14 protein-coding genes are annotated in these 15,934 nt (G+C 70.4%); 10 read left to right on the forward strand and 4 right to left on the reverse strand.

Annotation, left to right across the window (positions count from 1 at the left end):
• Positions 1-26 precede the first annotated feature (26 nt).
• From ACIA03_RS17970 to ACIA03_RS17980, 3 genes are read left to right on the forward strand one after another with little or no spacing between them, the layout of a single operon-like run.
• Positions 27-1,049 carry an MCE family protein gene (locus tag ACIA03_RS17970; RefSeq protein WP_396984865.1) on the forward strand — a complete coding sequence of 341 codons (1,023 nt, stop codon included), beginning with the start codon at positions 27-29 and terminating at the stop codon, positions 1,047-1,049.
• Positions 1,046-2,107 (forward strand): MCE family protein, encoded by a 1,062-nt coding sequence (locus tag ACIA03_RS17975; protein ID WP_396984868.1) that lies wholly within the window; start codon positions 1,046-1,048, stop codon positions 2,105-2,107. Before ACIA03_RS17970 ends, ACIA03_RS17975 begins: the two co-directional genes overlap by 4 nt.
• Positions 2,107-3,201 (forward strand): MlaD family protein, encoded by a 1,095-nt coding sequence (locus tag ACIA03_RS17980; protein WP_396984870.1) that lies wholly within the window; start codon positions 2,107-2,109, stop codon positions 3,199-3,201. Before ACIA03_RS17975 ends, ACIA03_RS17980 begins: the two co-directional genes overlap by 1 nt.
• Before the next feature lie 8 nt (positions 3,202-3,209).
• Here the strand turns inward: ACIA03_RS17980 and ACIA03_RS17985 are convergent, their stop codons facing one another.
• On the reverse strand, positions 3,210-3,848 hold the full coding sequence (locus tag ACIA03_RS17985) for a TetR/AcrR family transcriptional regulator (RefSeq protein ID WP_396984872.1): 639 nt from the start codon (positions 3,846-3,848) through the stop codon (positions 3,210-3,212).
• 100 nt (positions 3,849-3,948) lie between these two features.
• Here ACIA03_RS17985 and ACIA03_RS17990 point away from each other — a divergent pair, with 100 nt between their 5' ends.
• Entirely contained in the window at positions 3,949-5,820 is a 1,872-nt protein-coding gene (locus tag ACIA03_RS17990) for an acyl-CoA dehydrogenase family protein (RefSeq protein ID WP_396984874.1), read from the forward strand.
• A 22-nt stretch (positions 5,821-5,842) separates the two neighbouring features.
• Positions 5,843-6,898 carry an oxygenase MpaB family protein gene (locus ACIA03_RS17995; RefSeq protein ID WP_396984876.1) on the forward strand — a complete coding sequence of 352 codons (1,056 nt, stop codon included), beginning with the start codon at positions 5,843-5,845 and terminating at the stop codon, positions 6,896-6,898.
• Positions 6,899-6,978: 80 nt separating this feature from the next.
• Here ACIA03_RS17995 and ACIA03_RS18000 read toward each other — a convergent pair whose 3' ends face one another.
• From ACIA03_RS18000 to ACIA03_RS18010, 3 genes are read right to left on the reverse strand one after another with little or no spacing between them, the layout of a single operon-like run.
• Entirely contained in the window at positions 6,979-8,142 is a 1,164-nt protein-coding gene (locus ACIA03_RS18000; RefSeq protein WP_396984878.1) for a thiolase domain-containing protein, read from the reverse strand.
• Positions 8,142-9,197, reverse strand: coding sequence for a thiolase domain-containing protein (locus tag ACIA03_RS18005; RefSeq protein ID WP_396984880.1), 1,056 nt, complete (start codon positions 9,195-9,197; stop codon positions 8,142-8,144). The genes ACIA03_RS18000 and ACIA03_RS18005 overlap by 1 nt, the downstream gene beginning before the upstream one ends.
• A gap of 10 nt (positions 9,198-9,207) precedes the next feature.
• On the reverse strand, positions 9,208-10,158 hold the full coding sequence (locus tag ACIA03_RS18010) for a Zn-ribbon domain-containing OB-fold protein (protein WP_396984882.1): 951 nt from the start codon (positions 10,156-10,158) through the stop codon (positions 9,208-9,210).
• A 166-nt stretch (positions 10,159-10,324) separates the two neighbouring features.
• Between ACIA03_RS18010 and ACIA03_RS18015 the strand changes: the two genes are divergently transcribed.
• Genes ACIA03_RS18015 through fadD8 form a run of 5 tightly spaced genes read left to right on the forward strand, consistent with a single transcriptional unit; the run spans position 10,325 to position 15,812 of the window.
• Complete coding sequence (locus ACIA03_RS18015) at positions 10,325-11,374, forward strand: LLM class F420-dependent oxidoreductase (protein WP_396984884.1); 1,050 nt, start codon at positions 10,325-10,327, stop codon at positions 11,372-11,374.
• Positions 11,371-12,231, forward strand: a complete 861-nt coding sequence (locus tag ACIA03_RS18020; RefSeq protein WP_396984886.1) for an SDR family oxidoreductase — start codon at positions 11,371-11,373, stop codon at positions 12,229-12,231. Before ACIA03_RS18015 ends, ACIA03_RS18020 begins: the two co-directional genes overlap by 4 nt.
• Entirely contained in the window at positions 12,228-13,439 is a 1,212-nt protein-coding gene (locus tag ACIA03_RS18025) for an NADH:flavin oxidoreductase (RefSeq protein WP_396984888.1), read from the forward strand. The genes ACIA03_RS18020 and ACIA03_RS18025 overlap by 4 nt, the downstream gene beginning before the upstream one ends.
• Positions 13,440-14,156, forward strand: a complete 717-nt coding sequence (locus ACIA03_RS18030) for a PaaI family thioesterase (protein WP_396984891.1) — start codon at positions 13,440-13,442, stop codon at positions 14,154-14,156.
• Between the two features lie 60 nt (positions 14,157-14,216).
• The gene (fadD8, locus tag ACIA03_RS18035; protein WP_396984893.1) at positions 14,217-15,812 is read left to right on the forward strand and encodes a fatty-acid--CoA ligase FadD8; all 1,596 of its coding nucleotides are present in this window, start codon (positions 14,217-14,219) and stop codon (positions 15,810-15,812) included.
• Positions 15,813-15,934 lie beyond the last annotated feature (122 nt).

Below are 15,934 nucleotides of genomic sequence, written 5' to 3' on the forward strand. Positions count from 1 at the left end.
CGATGGCGTCGAAGCTGGGCAGAAACATGGGCAGGTATGTCGCGATCCTGGTGGCCGTGGCCGTGGTCGCCGCCGTCGGCGCGGGTGCGGCGGCGATCCCGCTGGCCGGCACCTACTCGGTGACCGTCACCTTCGCCGACACCGCCGGCCTCTTCGTCGGCAACGACGTCGGCGTGCTCGGCGTCAAGATCGGCGAGGTCAGGCGGATCACCCCGGCAGGCGCAGGCGTCGAGGTGGACCTCGAGCTCGACCGGGGCGTCACCGTGCCCGCCGACGCCCAGGCGCTGATCGTCTCCCGCTCGGTCGCCAACGACCGCTACGTCGAGCTCACCCCGCGCTACGACGGCGGGCCGGTCCTCGCCGACGGCGACCTGATCGCCAGCGAACACACCCGCACCCCGGCCGACTTCGACGCCATCCTGGACGCGCTGGACCGGTTCAGCAGCGGGATCGCCGGAGGCGACGGGAAGAGCGTCGGCCGGTTCCTCCAGGCAGGGTCGGCGACCCTGGGGCCGAACGGGCAGCGGGCGGGCGCCGCGCTGGCCGATCTCGCCGCCGCCCTGAGCGAGATCAACGGCCACACCGACTCCGCTGTCACCGCGCTGCACGAGACCGACGAGCTGACCAGCGCGATGGTCGCCCACGACGCGCTGATCGAGCTGTTCATCGAGAACGTCGCCGCGACCTCCGATCTGCTCGCGGAGCAGCGCACGGAGTTCACCGCCACGCTGCGTACGACCCGGGAGGCGATCGACGCGCTCGCCAGGTTCACCCAGGCCAACGACAAGGATCTCCAGGCGGCGCTGACGCAGGTCGACGCCGTGCTCGACCTGATCCTGGCGCACACCGACGACATCGAGGAGTTCGTCGAGGTGCTCCCGTTGGCCCTGCAGAACGTCGAGCAGGCGCGGGCCCCCGGAGGCGTGATGCTGCGCGTGCCGCTCACCGACGCGCTCAGCGAGGAGCTCGCCGGCCGGTGCCGCGAGGCCCTCTCGGACGTGTGCGACATCGTCGGGACCGACCCACTGAACACGGGTGGTCGGCCATGAGGCGGGCCGTCCTGACGTCCGCGGCCGCGGGCCTGCTGCTGACCGGGTGCGGCATCGACGCCCGTACGCTGCCCCTGCCCGGCACCCGCGCCGGGGACGACGCGACCACGGTTGAGGCCGCCTTCGACGATGCCCTCAACCTCGGCGTCGGCTCGAAGGTGAGTGTCAACGGCGTCGACGCCGGCCGGGTCACCGCCCTGTCCACCGACGGCTACTCGGCGGTGGCCGAGATGAGCCTCCACGACGGCGTACGCGTCACCGATCGTTCCGCGGCGAGGCTGCGCTACGACACCCCGCTCGGCGAGGTCTACGTCGATGTGACCACACCCGAGGGCGGCCGGACGATCCCCGAGGGAGGACGCCTGGATCCGGCGCGGTCGACGACGGCACCGACCGTCGAGGACGCGCTCGCCTCGGCGTCCCTGCTCATCAACGGCGGCGGCATCGGCGACCTCGGGCGGATCGTCGACGAGCTCAACCGGGCCGTCGGCGACGGCACCGATCTGTCCCAGGTGCTCGACCGGAGCGCCACCTTCCTCACCGAGGCCAACCGCACCACCGCCGAGATCGACCGCGCCCTCACCTCGCTCGACGCCGTCTCGGCGACCCTGGCCCAGGAGAAGGAGACCATCACCGAGGCGCTGGCGGCGATCGGGCCGGCGGCCCGCACGGTTCGACAGCAGACGAAGCAGATCATCACCCTGCTCAACCGGCTGGTGAGACTCTCCCGCGACGCCAACGGGGTGCTCGACCGGATGGACGACGACACCGTCGCCGTGGTCCGCGACGCCGGGGCGATCCTCGCCCAGGTCCGCCGGATCAGTGGCGATCTCGGCCCGGGTCTGGACACGTTCAGCACGGCGATCAACCAGCTGCTCGAGGTGATCCCCGCCGACCACCTGCCGATCCAGCTCCGCGTCGACGTCGGCGACTCCGTCGAACAGGATCCGCTGAACCCGCTGCCGCCGCTCCTGGAGTCACCGGTCCTGCCACAGCAACCCGGGTGGGACCTCGGCGACCTCCTCGGCGACGGCGGCCCGCTCGGAGGGGTGGGCTGATGGCGCTGCGCGAGACCGACCGGCGCCTCTTCGTCGGCTTCGGGGCGGCCATGGTCGTGTTCGTCGCGGTGACGGCGTATCTCCTCCTGGTCACGCTGCAGATCCCGCTCCTGTCCCGGCCGGCCACGGTCACCGTCGACCTGGAGCGCACCGGCGGCCTGTACGAAGGCTCGTCGGTGACCTACCGCGGCGCGAAGGCCGGGGTGGTGGAGACGATCGAGCTGACCACCGACGGCGGAGCCCGGGCGCGGATCAGGCTGGAGCCCGACGTCCGGATCCCTCAGGACTCCCCGGCCGAGGTGCGCAGCCTGTCGCCGGTGGGGGAGCAGTACCTCGACTTCCAGCCGACCACCGCCTCCGGGCCCTACCTGCACGACGGCAGCCGGGTCCGAGCCGAGGCGGTCGACCTGCCCACCACCCTGGCCAGCACGGTGGTCAGCCTCGAGAAGCTGATGGACCAGGTCGACCCCGAGCAGCTGCACGCCGTGATCGCGGGGCTGCGCGCGACCTTCGCCGGTCGCGAGGACGAGCTCGGTGACCTGGTCGAGGGCAGCCAGGTCCTGCTGGTCACCCTCGACGAGGAGTGGCCCACCATCTCGCACGTACTGGTCAACTCAGAGTCCCTGCTCCGCATCAGCGATCGACATGCCTCTGACGTACGCGCCACCGCGCACGACCTCGCCCTGCTCACCGCCGAGCTGAAGAAGGCCGACCCCGAGCTGCGCCGCGCCTTCGACCGCGGCCCCGAGCAGTTCGCCGACCTCGTCCGTCTGGTCGGCGTCCTGGACCGTACGCTGCCACCGACCGTGGACCGCACCACTGCCCTCACCGACATCCTCGTCGTGCGCGACCCGCACCTGCGTGAGCTGCTGGCGGAGTATCCCGACGCCATCCGCTCGCTGGCGGATGCGATGTACGACGGCGCGATCCACGGCGGCCTCGTCCTGCAGAACGACTACCAGTGCGACTACGGCGGCCCCAAGCATCCGGCCACCGACACCACCCCCGAGCCGCTCTACAAGGACGGCCACTGCTCCGCGCCGCCCGACAGGGTCGTGCGCGGAGCCGAGAACGCACCCGGCTCGACCGGATAGGCGGACTCTCAGGCGTCCTTGAACGCGCGGTGGAGCGCCCTGCCCATGAAGGCGCCGAGGTCGTCGGGACCCCAGTCGTTGCTCGAGTCGAGGAGCGACCGCACCGCCGACTCACAGGCCGAGAGGAAGAGGTCGATCAGGACAGGGAGCTTTCGCTCCAGGTCGGCGGTCTGCCACCAGCGCTCCATGGCGGGTCTGATCCACTCGGTCGCCTCCGTCTGGACTCGGGCCTTGGCAGCGCGGAAGCGCTCGGCGATGGCCGGGTCCGGCTCGCCGGAGAAGACGAGTCGCCAGGTCTCCGGCGCAGCGGCCGCCGCGTTGAGGAGCGCACGGAAGCCGTCGACGAAGGCCCGTTCGGGATCGTCGGGGTTCGCGGAGCTGTGGAGTGCGGTGAGGATCGCCTCGAGCAGGTCGGCCGACTCCCGGTCGAGGAGAGCCTCGACCAGCTCGACCCGGTCCGCGAAGCAGGCGTACACGACGGGGCGAGTCACTCCCATCGCAGAGGCGACGGCCCCGATGGTCACCGCACCGATCCCGTCCGCGACCGCGATCGCCCTGGCAGCGTCGAGCACTTGGGGGCGTCGGCGCTCCGGGCCCAGGTGTGGGGCGCGCCGGCGCTGCGCATGGTCGGCTGCGGTCGAAGACATGCCCCAAGCGTAGGGGATCCGGCCAGTTCCTGCATCGCTGTAGCAATTTCCTACACGAGTGTATTAATCTGTGCGAAGTCCCTCGACACGGAGCGTGCACATGCAGCTGTTCAACCCTCACAAACCCGACTTCAGCGAGTTCGATGACGAGACCCGCCGGATCTTCGAGGCGACCATCGACTTCTTCGAGGGCAAGGGCAAGGAGTGGCTGCTTCAGCAGGACCGCGACCGCGTCTGGTACGAGGAGTTCCTCGCCTTCCAGAAGCGGGAGCGGGTCTTCGCGACGCTGCTGACCCCGGCAGCCCAGGCCGACGGCGACCCGAACAAGCGCTGGGACGAGGCCCGCATCACCAAGTACAGCCAGATCCTCGGCTTCTACGGGATGTCCTACTGGTATGTCTGGCAGGTCACGATCCTCGGCCTCGGCCCGATCTGGCAGTCCGACAACGAGGCGGTGAAGCGCAGGGCTGCGCGGCTCCTGGACGAGGGCGCGATCTTCGCCTTCGGCCTCTCGGAGCGCGAGCACGGCGCGGACGTCTACACCTCCGACATGGTCCTGACCCCCGACGGGAACGGCGGCTACCTGGCCAACGGCGGCAAGTACTACATCGGCAACGGCAACAAGGCCGGCATGGTCTCGGTCTTCGGCCGCGTCGAGGGGTTGCCGACCGGACCCAAGACCCAGGACGGCTACGTCTTCTTCGTCGTCGACAGCCAGCACGAGGCGTACAAGCTTCGCAAGAACGTCGTGAACTCGCAGATGTACGTCGCGGCCTTCGACCTCGAGGACTACCCGATCCGCGAGGAGGACATCATCCATGTCGGGTCGGAGGCGTTCGACGCTGCCATCAACACCGTCAACGTCGGCAAGTTCAACATCGGATTCGGATCGCTCGGCGCCGTCCAGCACGTCTGGCACGAGGGCATCACCCATGCCGACAGCCGCGTTCTCTTCGACACCAGGGTCACCGACTTCCCGCAGGTCCGGGCGCTGTTCGTCGAGAGCTGGGTCCGGCTCGCCGCGATGGAGCTTTTCGGGGAGCGCGCCATCGACTACATGCGCTCGGGCAACGCAGATGACCGCCGCTACCTGCTCTTCGACGCGATCGAGAAGATGAGCGTGAGCCGCCAGGGGGCGAAGGTCTACGACCTGATCGCCGACTGCATCGCAGCCCGCGGCTTCGAGAACGACATGTACTACCCGGTCGGCGCGGTGGCCATGATGGGTCTGCCTCGGCTCGAGGGCACGGTCCACGTGAACATGGCCCTGGCGCTGAAGTTCCTGCAGAGCTACCTCTTCAGCCCGACGGACCCGAGCCTGGCACTGCTCGCGGCCCGGAAGCCGGGCGGGCCGAGCCGGGTGCCGGACGCGGCCTTCGCGCGCGCGTTCAAGGCCTCGCGCGCGGCCATCCGCGCTGCTGCGCCGCTGGTCGGGTCGAGACTCCCGTCCGTCAAGGCGCCGGCCCTGCCGCCGCGCCGGCGCGACCCGGTGGACGACACCTTCCTCTTCGCCCAGGGCCCGGCCCAGGGACTGGGCAAGGTGGCCTTCCATGACTGGCGTGCGGTGTACGCCGAGTGGGCCCACCTGCCGAACATGAAGCTCCTGCTGGAGCAGGTCGACGCCTTCCAGGCGCTGCTCGGAGCCACACCACTGACCAAGACCCAGATGCGCGACCTGGATCTGCTTCTGGTCGTCGGCGACATCTTCACCACGGTCGCCTACGGCGACCTCATCCTGCAGCAGGCCACGATCTGGGGCATCGACGACGATCTCGTCGAGAGCATCTTCGAGGTCCTGGTCGGCGACATCTCCGCCCATGCCGTGACGCTGACGCGCAAGCCGTCGCTGACCGGCGCCCAGGCGAAGGCCGCCACCGCGATCCAGCGCCGTCCCGCCTTCGACGCCGAGCGCACGGCCCGGGTGTGGGCGGACGCGCGCGCCACCGCCGGCACCTACGTGATGAACCCGTGAACCGACCAGCAAGGAGCAAGCGATGAAGAAGACCCGCGAGATCACGCCGCACGAGGACTACGGGTTCTTCGGCCCGGACTCGATCACCCAGAAGGTGTGGGGCCATCCCGCGGTCCCGCTGATGGGCATCGTACGAGCGGTGACGATCGAGGAGCTCGATCCCAACCTCCTCGCCGCCGTGCACGACACCGGTGCGAACTACGACCGGCTCGACACCCGCTATGCGAGGACGGTCCAGTACTTCGCCGCGGTGGCGTTCGCCGACAGCCGAACGGTCACCAAGATGGCCGACGTGCTGGTCAAGATCCACTCCAAGGCGATCGGCATCGAGCCGGTCAGCGGCAACCGGTACGACGCCAACGACCCCGACTCCCAGCTCTGGATCCTGATCACGGGCTGGCACTCCGTCCTCACCGCCTATGAGACGTTCGGACCCGGCAAGCTCTCCGATGCCGAGGTCGAGCAGTTCTGGGCCGAGTGTGCGATCGCCGCGGAGTTCCAGACCTGCGACCCTCGGGCGGTTCCCCGCTCGCGCGAGGAGGTGCGCGCGTACTTCGAGGCGTGGCGGCCCAGGCTCGCGGCGAGCGAAGCCACCCAGCGGATGATGCACCACCTGCTGAACGGCGCCGACGCGGTCCTTCCCCGCAGGGGGCTGCTGGGCGTGATGCGCCCGGTCGCGAACGCGTTGATCTGTAGGGCGACGATCGCCACCCTGCCGCGTCACATGCGTCGGCTCGCCGATATTCGCCAGTCGCGGGCGACGGACGTGGTGGTGATCTCGATCATGAAGGTGCTGATGGCGGCCGTCGACCGGAGTCATCCGCTGAAGCGATGGATCTTCGGCATCATCGCGCCGAAGGCCCTGTCGATCGTGGAGCCTTCTTGGCAAGGCATCCCGCCGGCGAACCCGGTCGTGCTCACGCCCGCAGAAGCGCGGGAACGCTACGGGTACGTCCAACCCGCCCTGGCTCATCTCGAGCTGCGTGCCCGGCAGCGGGCACGCGTCTTCGACGATCACCAGGCGCCCAGCGACGAGGGTCTGATCGAGTCCCAGCCCATGCTCGGAACCCTGGGCTGACGGCTGCCGCGGATCGCTGAGGCTCCCGGTCGGTCACAGGGGACCGACCGGGAGCCAGGCGTTCGTCAGGGGACCGAGGGCTAGTTCGCCGGCTGCTCGGACCCCACGACCCACATCGAGAAGAACTGCGACCCGCCGCCGTAGGCGTGCCCGAGCGCCCGGCGGGCACCGTCGACCTGGTGCTCGCCGGCGCGCCCCCTGACCTGCAGGGCGGCCTCGGCGAAGCGGAGCATGCCGGAGGCGCCGATGGGGTTGGAGGAGAGCACGCCGCCGCTCATGTTGACCGGCAGGCTGCCGCCGATGGCGGTCTCGCCGGCCTCGGTGAGCTTCCAGCCCTCGCCCTCCGGCGCGAAGCCGAGGTTCTCGAGCCACATCGGCTCGAACCAGGCGAACGGCACGTAGATCTCGGCACAGTCGATCTCGCGGGCCGGGTCGGTGATCCCGGTCGCCTTCCACAGCGCCGCCGCGGCCTCGCGGCCCGCCTGCGGGTTGACCTGGTCGCGCTCGGCGGCCGAGGTGGGCTCCGAACGCATCACGGTGCCGTGGATCCAGGCGGGTGCGTCGTACGTCTTGGCGACGTCCTCGGCGGCGATCACCATCGCGCAGGCCCCGTCGGAGGACGGGCAGGTCTCGTCGTAGTGGATGGGGTCCCACAGCATCTGGCTCGCCAGCACGGATTCCACCGTGGTGCCCTCGTTGTGCAGGTGGGCGAAGGGGTTCTTGAGCGCGTTGTTGCGGTCCTTGGCCGCGACGATGGCACCGATGTGCGAGGGCGCCTCGGAGCGGCGGATGTAGGAGCGTACGTGGGGAGCGAAGTAGCCGCCGGCGCCGGCGTGGACCGGCATCACGAACGGCACCGGCACCGACAGCGCCCACATCGCGTTCGACTCCGACTGCTTCTCGAAGGCGACGGTGAGGACGCGCTTGTGGACGCCGGCCTGCACCAGCGAGGAGGCGACGATGGCGGTCGAGCCGCCCACCGAGCCGGCGGTGTGCACCCGCAGCAGCGGCTTGCCGGCGGCGCCCAGCGCCTCGGCGAGATAGAGCTCGGGCATCATCACGCCCTCGAACAGGTCCGGCGCCTTGCCGATGACGATGGCGTCGACCTCGTCGAGGGTCAGCCCGGCGTCCTCGAGGGCCCGGTCCATCGCCTCCCGGCAGAGCCCGGCCATCGAGACGTCCTCGCGCTTGGCGCGGTGGTGGGTCTGGCCGATCCCGACCACTGCGGCTGGGGTCTTGCCCATCAGTTTCGTCCTTCCATCACGCACACGAGGTTCTGCTGCAGTGCCGGCCCGCTGGTCGCGTGGCCGAGCACCTTGTCGGCCGAGCCGTCCCAGATCTTCCTGGCGGCCTCGCCGATCCGGATCGCGCCGGCGCTGAACATCGGGTTGGCGGCGAGCGCCCCACCCGAAGGACTGATCTGTACGTCACCACCCAGCCCGAGCGCGGAGCGCAGGACGAGCTCCTGGTGGCTGAACGGCGCGTGCAGCTCGGCGACCTGGACGCCTTCGGTGCCGCCCACGGCCGCCGCGGCCCGCTGCGCCGAGCCCGACGCCGTCAGGTCTCGGGTGCCGAGGTCGAGGCCGTCGGAGCTGTGCGCGATGCCGGTGATCCAGGCAGGACGCTGCTGGACCTCACGCGCCCGGTCGCCGGCGGCGAGCACGATCGCCGCCGCGCCGTCGGTCACCGGCGCGCAGTCGTGCTTGCGCAGCGGGTCGGCGAACATCGGCCGGGCGAGCAGCTCGCTCACCGAGGAGCCGCCGGCACGGACGGCGTACTCGTTCTTCTCCGCATCCGTCAGCGACCTGTTGACGACCTCGGCCAGTGCGGCCTCGTCCCAGAGCCCGGCGTCGAGCCCGAGGCGCGCCTGGAGCGCGGCCAGGGAGACGGTGTCGGGCCACAGCGGCGTCATCGTGTAGGGGTCGAGCTGCAGCGTCAGCGTCCGGCGCAGCACTCCCGCCGACGCCTTGCCGAAGCCGAAGACCAGCGCGGTGTCGACCTCGCCGGTCTGGATCTTCAACCAGGCCTCGTAGAGCGCCCAGGCGGCGTCCATCTCGACGTGCGACTCGTTGACCGGCGGCAGCACCCCGATCGCGTCGATCGCGCTCACGAACGAGAACGACCGGCCGGCCAGGTAGTCCGAGGAGCCGGAGCACCAGAACCCGATGTCTGATCTGGTCCATCCGGTCTGGTCGTAGCACTCGGCCAGGATCGGCACGAGCAGCTCCGCCATGCTCGGCGACCCGTCGAAGTCCTTCATCTGTCGCTGGGCGAACCCGACGACGGCAACGTCTCTCACTGAGCGCTCCTCACAGGTGGTGCTTGTAGCTGTCGAAGTCCGCGTCCGGCTCGCCGGTCGGCGCGAAGTGGCTGATGTTCTCGATGCTGGTGCCCCACTCGTCACGCGGCTTCCAGACCGCCTTGACCCGCATCCCCATCCGGACCTCCTCGGCCGGGATCTCCAGGATCAGGTGCTGCAGCGCGATGTCGGCGCCGTCGAGGAGGACGTACGCGGAGACGTACGGCGGCTTGATCTTCTGCCCCAGGAACGGGACGTTCACGACGCAGAAGGTGGTCACCGTGCCGACGTGGGAGAGCTCGATCTCCTCCGCGGTCGGCACGCCGTCGGTCGGGCAGGCGCCCCGCGGCGGGACGTAGACCTTGCGGCACTTCGGGCAGCGCTGGCCCAGGATCCGGCCCTCGGCCAGGCCGCGGAAGAACGAGGACTCCTCCGGCGAGGCCGCGTAGTGGTAGTCGAGGCTGACCGGGGTGACGACCATGCTGACGTCCTCGCCTCCGGCTTGCGCCGGGGCGCCTGCTGGGTCGCCGCCGTCGGCCTCGAAGACGAGGTCGGTGACTGAGCCGGTGCGCTCCTCGGCCCAGCGGGCACGGACTCGCATCCCGGTCTCGATGTCGTCGGGGGAGGCGACGTCGACCGCGTGCAGCCACGGGGTGTCGGCGCCGTCGATGGTGATCAGGGCGTACGCGAACGGCCTCTCGAACGGCTGGCCGGCGACGGGTTCGCTGACCCAGGTCCAGGAGGTGACCGTGCCGGTGTCGGGCAGCTCGACGAACTCGGTCACGGCCTGGTGGCTCACCGGGTCGAACTCAGGTGGTGGGACGGCGACTCGACCGTCGCCGAGGCGTCCGCCGACGATGGTGGTGTCTCGGAGCCCGGTGAGGAAGCGGCCGATCACCGGCCCTGTGGATCTGGTGTAGTCGAAGGCGACCGTCACGGGTGCCTGAAGGGTGCGACTCATGCCGCCACCTCCGTAGCGCAGGCGCCAGGATACGGAGCTGGCGGCAAGAGGGCTTTGATGGTCACTCGCTGGCGCTCGTTCATGACAGAAAGTGAAACACGTTCTAGTATTGGCCACAACCCGTACGCCCTGCCGATCGGCGGCGGAGCCTCGGACGAAGGAGTCGATGAGAGTGAAGTTGGGGCTACAGTTGGGCTACTGGGGAGCACAGCCACCGACCGGCGTCGGCGAGCTCGTCGGCGCCGCGGAGGAGGCCGGGTTCGACGCGATCTTCACCGCCGAGGCCTGGGGGAGCGACGCGTTCACGCCGCTGGCCTGGTGGGGCCGGGAGACCTCCCGGGTGCGTCTCGGCACCTCGATCGTGCAGATGTCCGGACGCACGCCGACCTCGATCGCCATGCACGCGCTGACGCTCGACCACCTCTCCGGCGGCCGGTTCATCCTGGGGCTCGGCGTGAGCGGCCCGCAGGTGGTCGAGGGGTGGTACGGCCAGCCGTTCGGCAAGCCGCTGGCCCGCACACGTGAGGTCGTCTCGATCATCCGGAAGGTGCTCGCCCGGGAGGCGCCGGTGACCAACGACGGGCCGCACTACCCGCTGCCGTTCACTGGCGAGGGCTCGGTCGGGCTCGGCAAGCCGCTCAAGCCGATCGTGCACCCGCTGCGCTCCGACATCCCGATCTGGCTCGGCGCGGAGGGCCCCAAGAACGTCGCCCAGACCGCCGAGATCGCCGACGGCTGGATCCCGATCTTCTACACGCCCCGGTCCGCCCCGATGTACGCCGACTGGCTGGCCGAGGGCTTCGCGCGCCCCGGCGCGCGGCGTACCGCCGACGACTTCGAGATCGCCGCGACCTGCCACCTCCAGGTCGTCGCGGACGCGGACGAGAAGAAGGCCGCGCTCGAGGCGATGAAGCCGTTCGCGGCCCTCTACATGGGCGGGATGGGCGCGAAGGAGCAGAACTTCCACAACCAGGTCTTCGAGCGGATGGGCTACGCCGAGCTCGCCGGGCAGGTCCAGGCGCTCTACCTGACCGGTGAGAAGGAGAAGGCCACCGCCCTCATCCCCGACGAGCTCGTCGACGACCTGCACATCATCGGCACCGAGGCCGAGGTACGCGACAAGGTGGCCCAGTGGGAGGAGACCGGCGTGACCACGCTGCTGCTGAGCCTCGGCTCGGCCGCCGACGTCCATCGCATCGCCGAGGTGCTCGGGTGACGGCGGTCTATGCCGTCACCGGGTCGGCCTCGGGCATGGGCGCCGCCGTGGTCGAGCGGCTCACCGCCGCCGGACACCGGGTCATCACTGTGGACATCGCCGAGGCCGATGTGGTTGCAGACCTGTCGACGCCGGAGGGTCGCCGCGACGCCACCGAGAAGGTGCTCGCCGCATCCGGCGGCCGGCTCGCCGGCGCCGTCCTCGCGGCCGGTCTCGGGCCAGCGCCGGGACGTGACCGACCGGCCATGATCACCCAGGTCAACTACTTCGGCGTCGTCGAGCTGCTCGAAGGCTGGCGCGAGGCGCTCGCCGCGACCGGGAACGCGAAGGTCGTGGTCTTCTCCAGCAACTCGACCACGACGATGCCGCTGGTCCCGGGCCGCGCGGTCGCCGCGCTGCTCGGGGGCGACGCGGAGCGGGCGGTGAAGGCGTACCGGCTCTTCGGGAAGGGCGCCCCGGCGATGGCCTACGGCGGCTCGAAGGTGGCGGTGACCCGCTGGGTGCGTCGGCGCGCGGTCGAGCCGGACTGGGTCGGCGCCGGGATCCGGCTCAACGCGATCGCGCCGGGCGCGGTGCTGACGCCGCTGCTGGAGCGGCAGCTGGCGACGCCGGGCGAGGCTAAGGCGATCAAGTCCTTCCCTGTGCCTGCCGGCGGCTACGGCGACCCGGGTCTGCTCGCCGACTGGGTGATCCAGATGCTGAGCCCGGCCGCGGACTTCATGGTCGGCAGCGTGGTCGTGGTCGACGGCGGCAGCGACGCCTGGTTCCGGGCCGACGACTGGCCGCGGCCGGTGCCCGGCCGGCGGCTGCGCGGCTATCTGCGCCGGATGCGCGAGTTCAGGAAGGAACGTCGATGACCGACCCGCTCGCTCCCGCGACGCTGGGCCCGGTGACGCTGCGCAACCGGGTGATCAAGGCGGCGACCTTCGAGGGCGCCACACCCGGGGCGCTGGTCTCGGACCGGCTGATCGACTACCACCTCGCCGTCGCCGAGGGCGGCGTCGGGATGACCACGGTCGCCTATCTCGCGGTGGCCCCGGAGGGACGTACGCACGCCGACTGCATCTACTGGCGACCGCAGGCCCTGCCCGGACTGAGCAGACTGACCGAGGAGATCCACAAGACCGGCGCCAAGGTCTCGGCCCAGATCGGCCACGCCGGGCCGGTGTCGAACGCGAAGTCCAACGGAGTGCCCTCGCTGGCGCCGACGCGGTCGTTCAACGCTCTCGGGATGGCGTTCAACCGCGCCGCGACCGCAGCGGACCTCGCCCGGGTCGTCGAGCAGCATGGCGCCGCGGCCCGGATGGCGGTCGAGGCCGGATTCGACGCGATCGAGGTCCACCTCGGCCACAACTACCTGCCCAGCTCGTTCCTCAGCCCGCGCCTCAACCCGCGCACCGACGAGTTCGGCGGATCGCTGGCCAACCGAGCCTCGTTCCCGCGCCGGATCGTGGCTGCCGTGCGGGAGGCAGTGGGCGGCCAGGTCGCCGTGCTCGCCAAGATGAACATGCGCGACGGCTACCGCGGCGGGTTCGACATGCCCGAGTCGGTCGAGTTCGCGCGTCTGCTGGAGTCCGACGGGCACCTCGACGCGCTCGAGCTCACCGGCGGCTCCTCGTTCATGAACCCGATGTATCTCTTCCGTGGCGACGCCCCCTACCGCGAGATGGCCGCCAACATGCCGCTGCACCCGGTGATCAGGATGGGCATGCGGATGGTGGGGAAGGGCTTCTTCAAGGAGTACCCCTACAAGCCGCTCTACTTCCTCGACAACGCCCGTGAGTTCCGCCGCGCGCTCACCATGCCGCTCGTGCTCCTCGGCGGGGTCACCGACCTCACCGGGATGCGGACCGCGATGGACGAGGGCTTCGAGTACGTCGCGATGGCCCGTGCGCTGCTGCGCGAGCCGGACCTGGTCAACCGCCTGCGGCGCGATCCCGAGACCGTGTCGAGGTGCATCCACTGCAACCTGTGCATGTCGACCATCTACCCGGGGACCCACTGCCACCTCGACGACGAGCACGTCTACGGTGAGGCTCACCCGATCCAGGAGACGAGGACCTAGATGTCGATGCACTACGGACGTGCCCACCACCCGCAAGCGGCTCCGGGATACGTCCACGACGACATGACCGACGCCGAGATCAAGGAGCGCGAGGCGGTCCTGGTCCCCCTCACCGACTCGGTGCGCGGCCTCGTCGACGCCGTGGTGCGCACCCAGGTCCCGGACGCGGTCCTCAACGACGTACGCAGCAGGGTCGAGGCGCTGACCGCTGAGCTGCTCGCCGAGGCGCTGCCCGGCCCGCACGGCGTCCGGTTCGGCTCCGACGGTGGCTTCCGCAACTACGGCAACCCGGTGGTCGGCAAGGGCAACGCCTTCGCCCCGCCGCTGGCGGTGCAGCGTGACGGCGAGGACGTCTGGGCCGACTTCTCGCTCGGGCCGGCCTACGAGGGCCCGCCAGGGCTGGTCCACGGTGGCGTCTCGGCGCTGATCCTGGACCAGCTGCTCGGGGAGGCCGCCTCCGCGGGCGGCCGCCCGGGGATGACCGGCACCCTGACGATCGTCTACAAGCACGGCACCCCGCTGGGCCCGCTGCGCGGCGAGGCGCGGATCGAGTCGACCGAGGGAGTGAAGGCGATCGTACGCGGCCGGCTGCTCACCCGGCCGGGCGACGGCTCCGAGCCGACCCTGTGCGTCGAGGCCGAGGGCATCTTCATCCTGCCCCGATGGGCCAGGCAGCCGGTGGACCAGGGCGATCGGGAGCACGTCGGCGACGCCTGAGGCGACCGCGCTCGATCCCGAGGGCTAGAACACGTTCTAGTTTCGCGGTAGGGTGCGGGCATGGATACCAGCCGCATCGGTCCCCACAACGGTCATCTGATGGTCTCGGCGCTGGAGCGCCACAAGAACCGTCCGATCATGATGGTCTCGACAGGCTCGACATCCGAAGCTCCGGTGAGTCTGACCGGGGCGGAGGTCTCGGCCCGGATCAGCCAGTACGTCCAGGCCTTCGAGGCACTCGGCGCCGGCACCGGCTCGGCGACCGCGCTCCTCGCGCTCAACCGCCCCGAGGTGCTCTTCATCCTCGGCGCCGGCCAGACCCAGGGATTCCAGCGCACCTCGCTGCATCCGCTCGGGAGCGCCGAGGACCAGGCGTACGTGATCAACGACGCCGGGATCACCGGCCTGATCATCGATCCCTACTTCGCCGACCGCGCCGTCGAGCTGCTCCAGATGTGTCCGGGGCTGAAGCGGGTGCTCACCATCGGGCCGGTCCCGCCGCAGCTGGCCGAGGTCGGGGTCGACCTGGTCGCCGCCGCGGCGACGTATCCGGTCGAGCCGTTGAGCGCGCGGTTGCTCCCGTCGGACCACGTCACCTCGATCACCTACACCGGCGGGACGACCGGGAAGCCGAAGGGCGTGATCGGGCTGGCCGGGTCGTTCGCGACCATGACGCAGGTGCAGCTCTCGGAGTGGGAGTGGCCCGAGGCGCCCCGCTTCCTGATGTGCACTCCGCTCTCGCACGCAGGTGCCGCCTTCTTCGTGCCCGTCGTGATCAAGGGCGGGACTCTGTTCGTGCTGCCGAGGTTCGACCCGGCGGAGGTCCTGGAGACCATCGAGCGCGAGCGGATCTCCTCGCTCATGGTGGTGCCGACGATGCTCTACGCGCTCCTCGACCACCCCGACTCCCGCACCCGCGACCTGTCCTCGCTGGAGACCGTCTACTACGGCGCCTCCGCGATCAACCCGGTGCGCCTGGCCGAGGCGATCGACCGGTTCGGGCCGATCTTCGCGCAGTACTACGGCCAGTCCGAGGCGCCGATGGCGATCACCTACTTCGCCAAGACCGACCACGTCGACGAAGACGGCAAGCCGCTCACTCATCGGCTCACCTCCTGTGGGCGCCCCTCCGCGCTGGTCCGCACTGCCCTGATCGGCCCCGACGGCGCCCCGGTCGCTCCCGGCGAGCCGGGCGAGATCTGCGTCGCTGGCCCCCTGCTCTCCGGTGGCTACTGGCAGCTGCCGGAGGTCACCGCGGAGACCTTCCGGGACGGCTGGATGCACACCGGCGACGTCGCGCGCGAGGACGAGGACGGTTTCTGGTACATCGTCGACCGCACCAAGGACATGATCGTCACCGGCGGCTTCAACGTCTTCCCCCGCGAGGTCGAGGACGTCATCGCGACCCACCCCGCTGTCGCCCAGGTCGCCGTCATCGGCACCCCGCACGAGAAGTTCGGCGAGGCCGTGACAGCCGTCGTCGTCGTACGCCCCGGAGCGGCTCTCGACGACGCGGTCGTCGCCGAGATCCAGGCCCTGGTCAAGGAGCGGAAGGGCTCCGTGCAGGCGCCCAAGTCGGTGATCGAGGTCGACGAGATCCCGATGACCGCCCTCGGCAAGCCCGACAAGAAGGCCCTCCGGGCCCGCTTCGCCTGACCCCGCCGGCCGAGCCGTCACCTACGTCGGCCGAGCCGTCACCTACGTCGGCCGAGCCGTCACCTACGTCGGCCGAGCCGTCACCTACGTCGGCCGAGCCGTCACCTACGTCGGCCGAGCCG

This window comes from Nocardioides sp. NPDC051685 (assembly GCF_044453405.1).
In the GTDB taxonomy this organism is placed as follows: Bacteria; Actinomycetota; Actinomycetes; order Propionibacteriales; family Nocardioidaceae; genus Nocardioides.

Excerpts from the sequence above, each read along its gene's own strand:
- ACIA03_RS17970 (WP_396984865.1), top strand. The coding sequence starts at position 27 with ATGGGCAGGTATGTCGCGATCCTGGTGGCCGTGGCCGTGGTCGCCGCC.
- ACIA03_RS17975 (WP_396984868.1), top strand. The coding sequence starts at position 1,046 with ATGAGGCGGGCCGTCCTGACGTCCGCGGCCGCGGGCCTGCTGCTGACC.
- ACIA03_RS17980 (WP_396984870.1), top strand. The coding sequence starts at position 2,107 with ATGGCGCTGCGCGAGACCGACCGGCGCCTCTTCGTCGGCTTCGGGGCG.
- ACIA03_RS17985 (WP_396984872.1), bottom strand. The coding sequence starts at position 3,848 with ATGTCTTCGACCGCAGCCGACCATGCGCAGCGCCGGCGCGCCCCACAC.
- ACIA03_RS17990 (WP_396984874.1), top strand. The coding sequence starts at position 3,949 with ATGCAGCTGTTCAACCCTCACAAACCCGACTTCAGCGAGTTCGATGAC.
- ACIA03_RS17995 (WP_396984876.1), top strand. The coding sequence starts at position 5,843 with ATGAAGAAGACCCGCGAGATCACGCCGCACGAGGACTACGGGTTCTTC.
- ACIA03_RS18000 (WP_396984878.1), bottom strand. The coding sequence starts at position 8,142 with ATGGGCAAGACCCCAGCCGCAGTGGTCGGGATCGGCCAGACCCACCAC.
- ACIA03_RS18010 (WP_396984882.1), bottom strand. The coding sequence starts at position 10,158 with ATGAGTCGCACCCTTCAGGCACCCGTGACGGTCGCCTTCGACTACACC.
- ACIA03_RS18015 (WP_396984884.1), top strand. The coding sequence starts at position 10,325 with ATGAGAGTGAAGTTGGGGCTACAGTTGGGCTACTGGGGAGCACAGCCA.
- ACIA03_RS18025 (WP_396984888.1), top strand. The coding sequence starts at position 12,228 with ATGACCGACCCGCTCGCTCCCGCGACGCTGGGCCCGGTGACGCTGCGC.
- ACIA03_RS18030 (WP_396984891.1), top strand. The coding sequence starts at position 13,440 with ATGTCGATGCACTACGGACGTGCCCACCACCCGCAAGCGGCTCCGGGA.
- fadD8 (WP_396984893.1), top strand. The coding sequence starts at position 14,217 with ATGGATACCAGCCGCATCGGTCCCCACAACGGTCATCTGATGGTCTCG.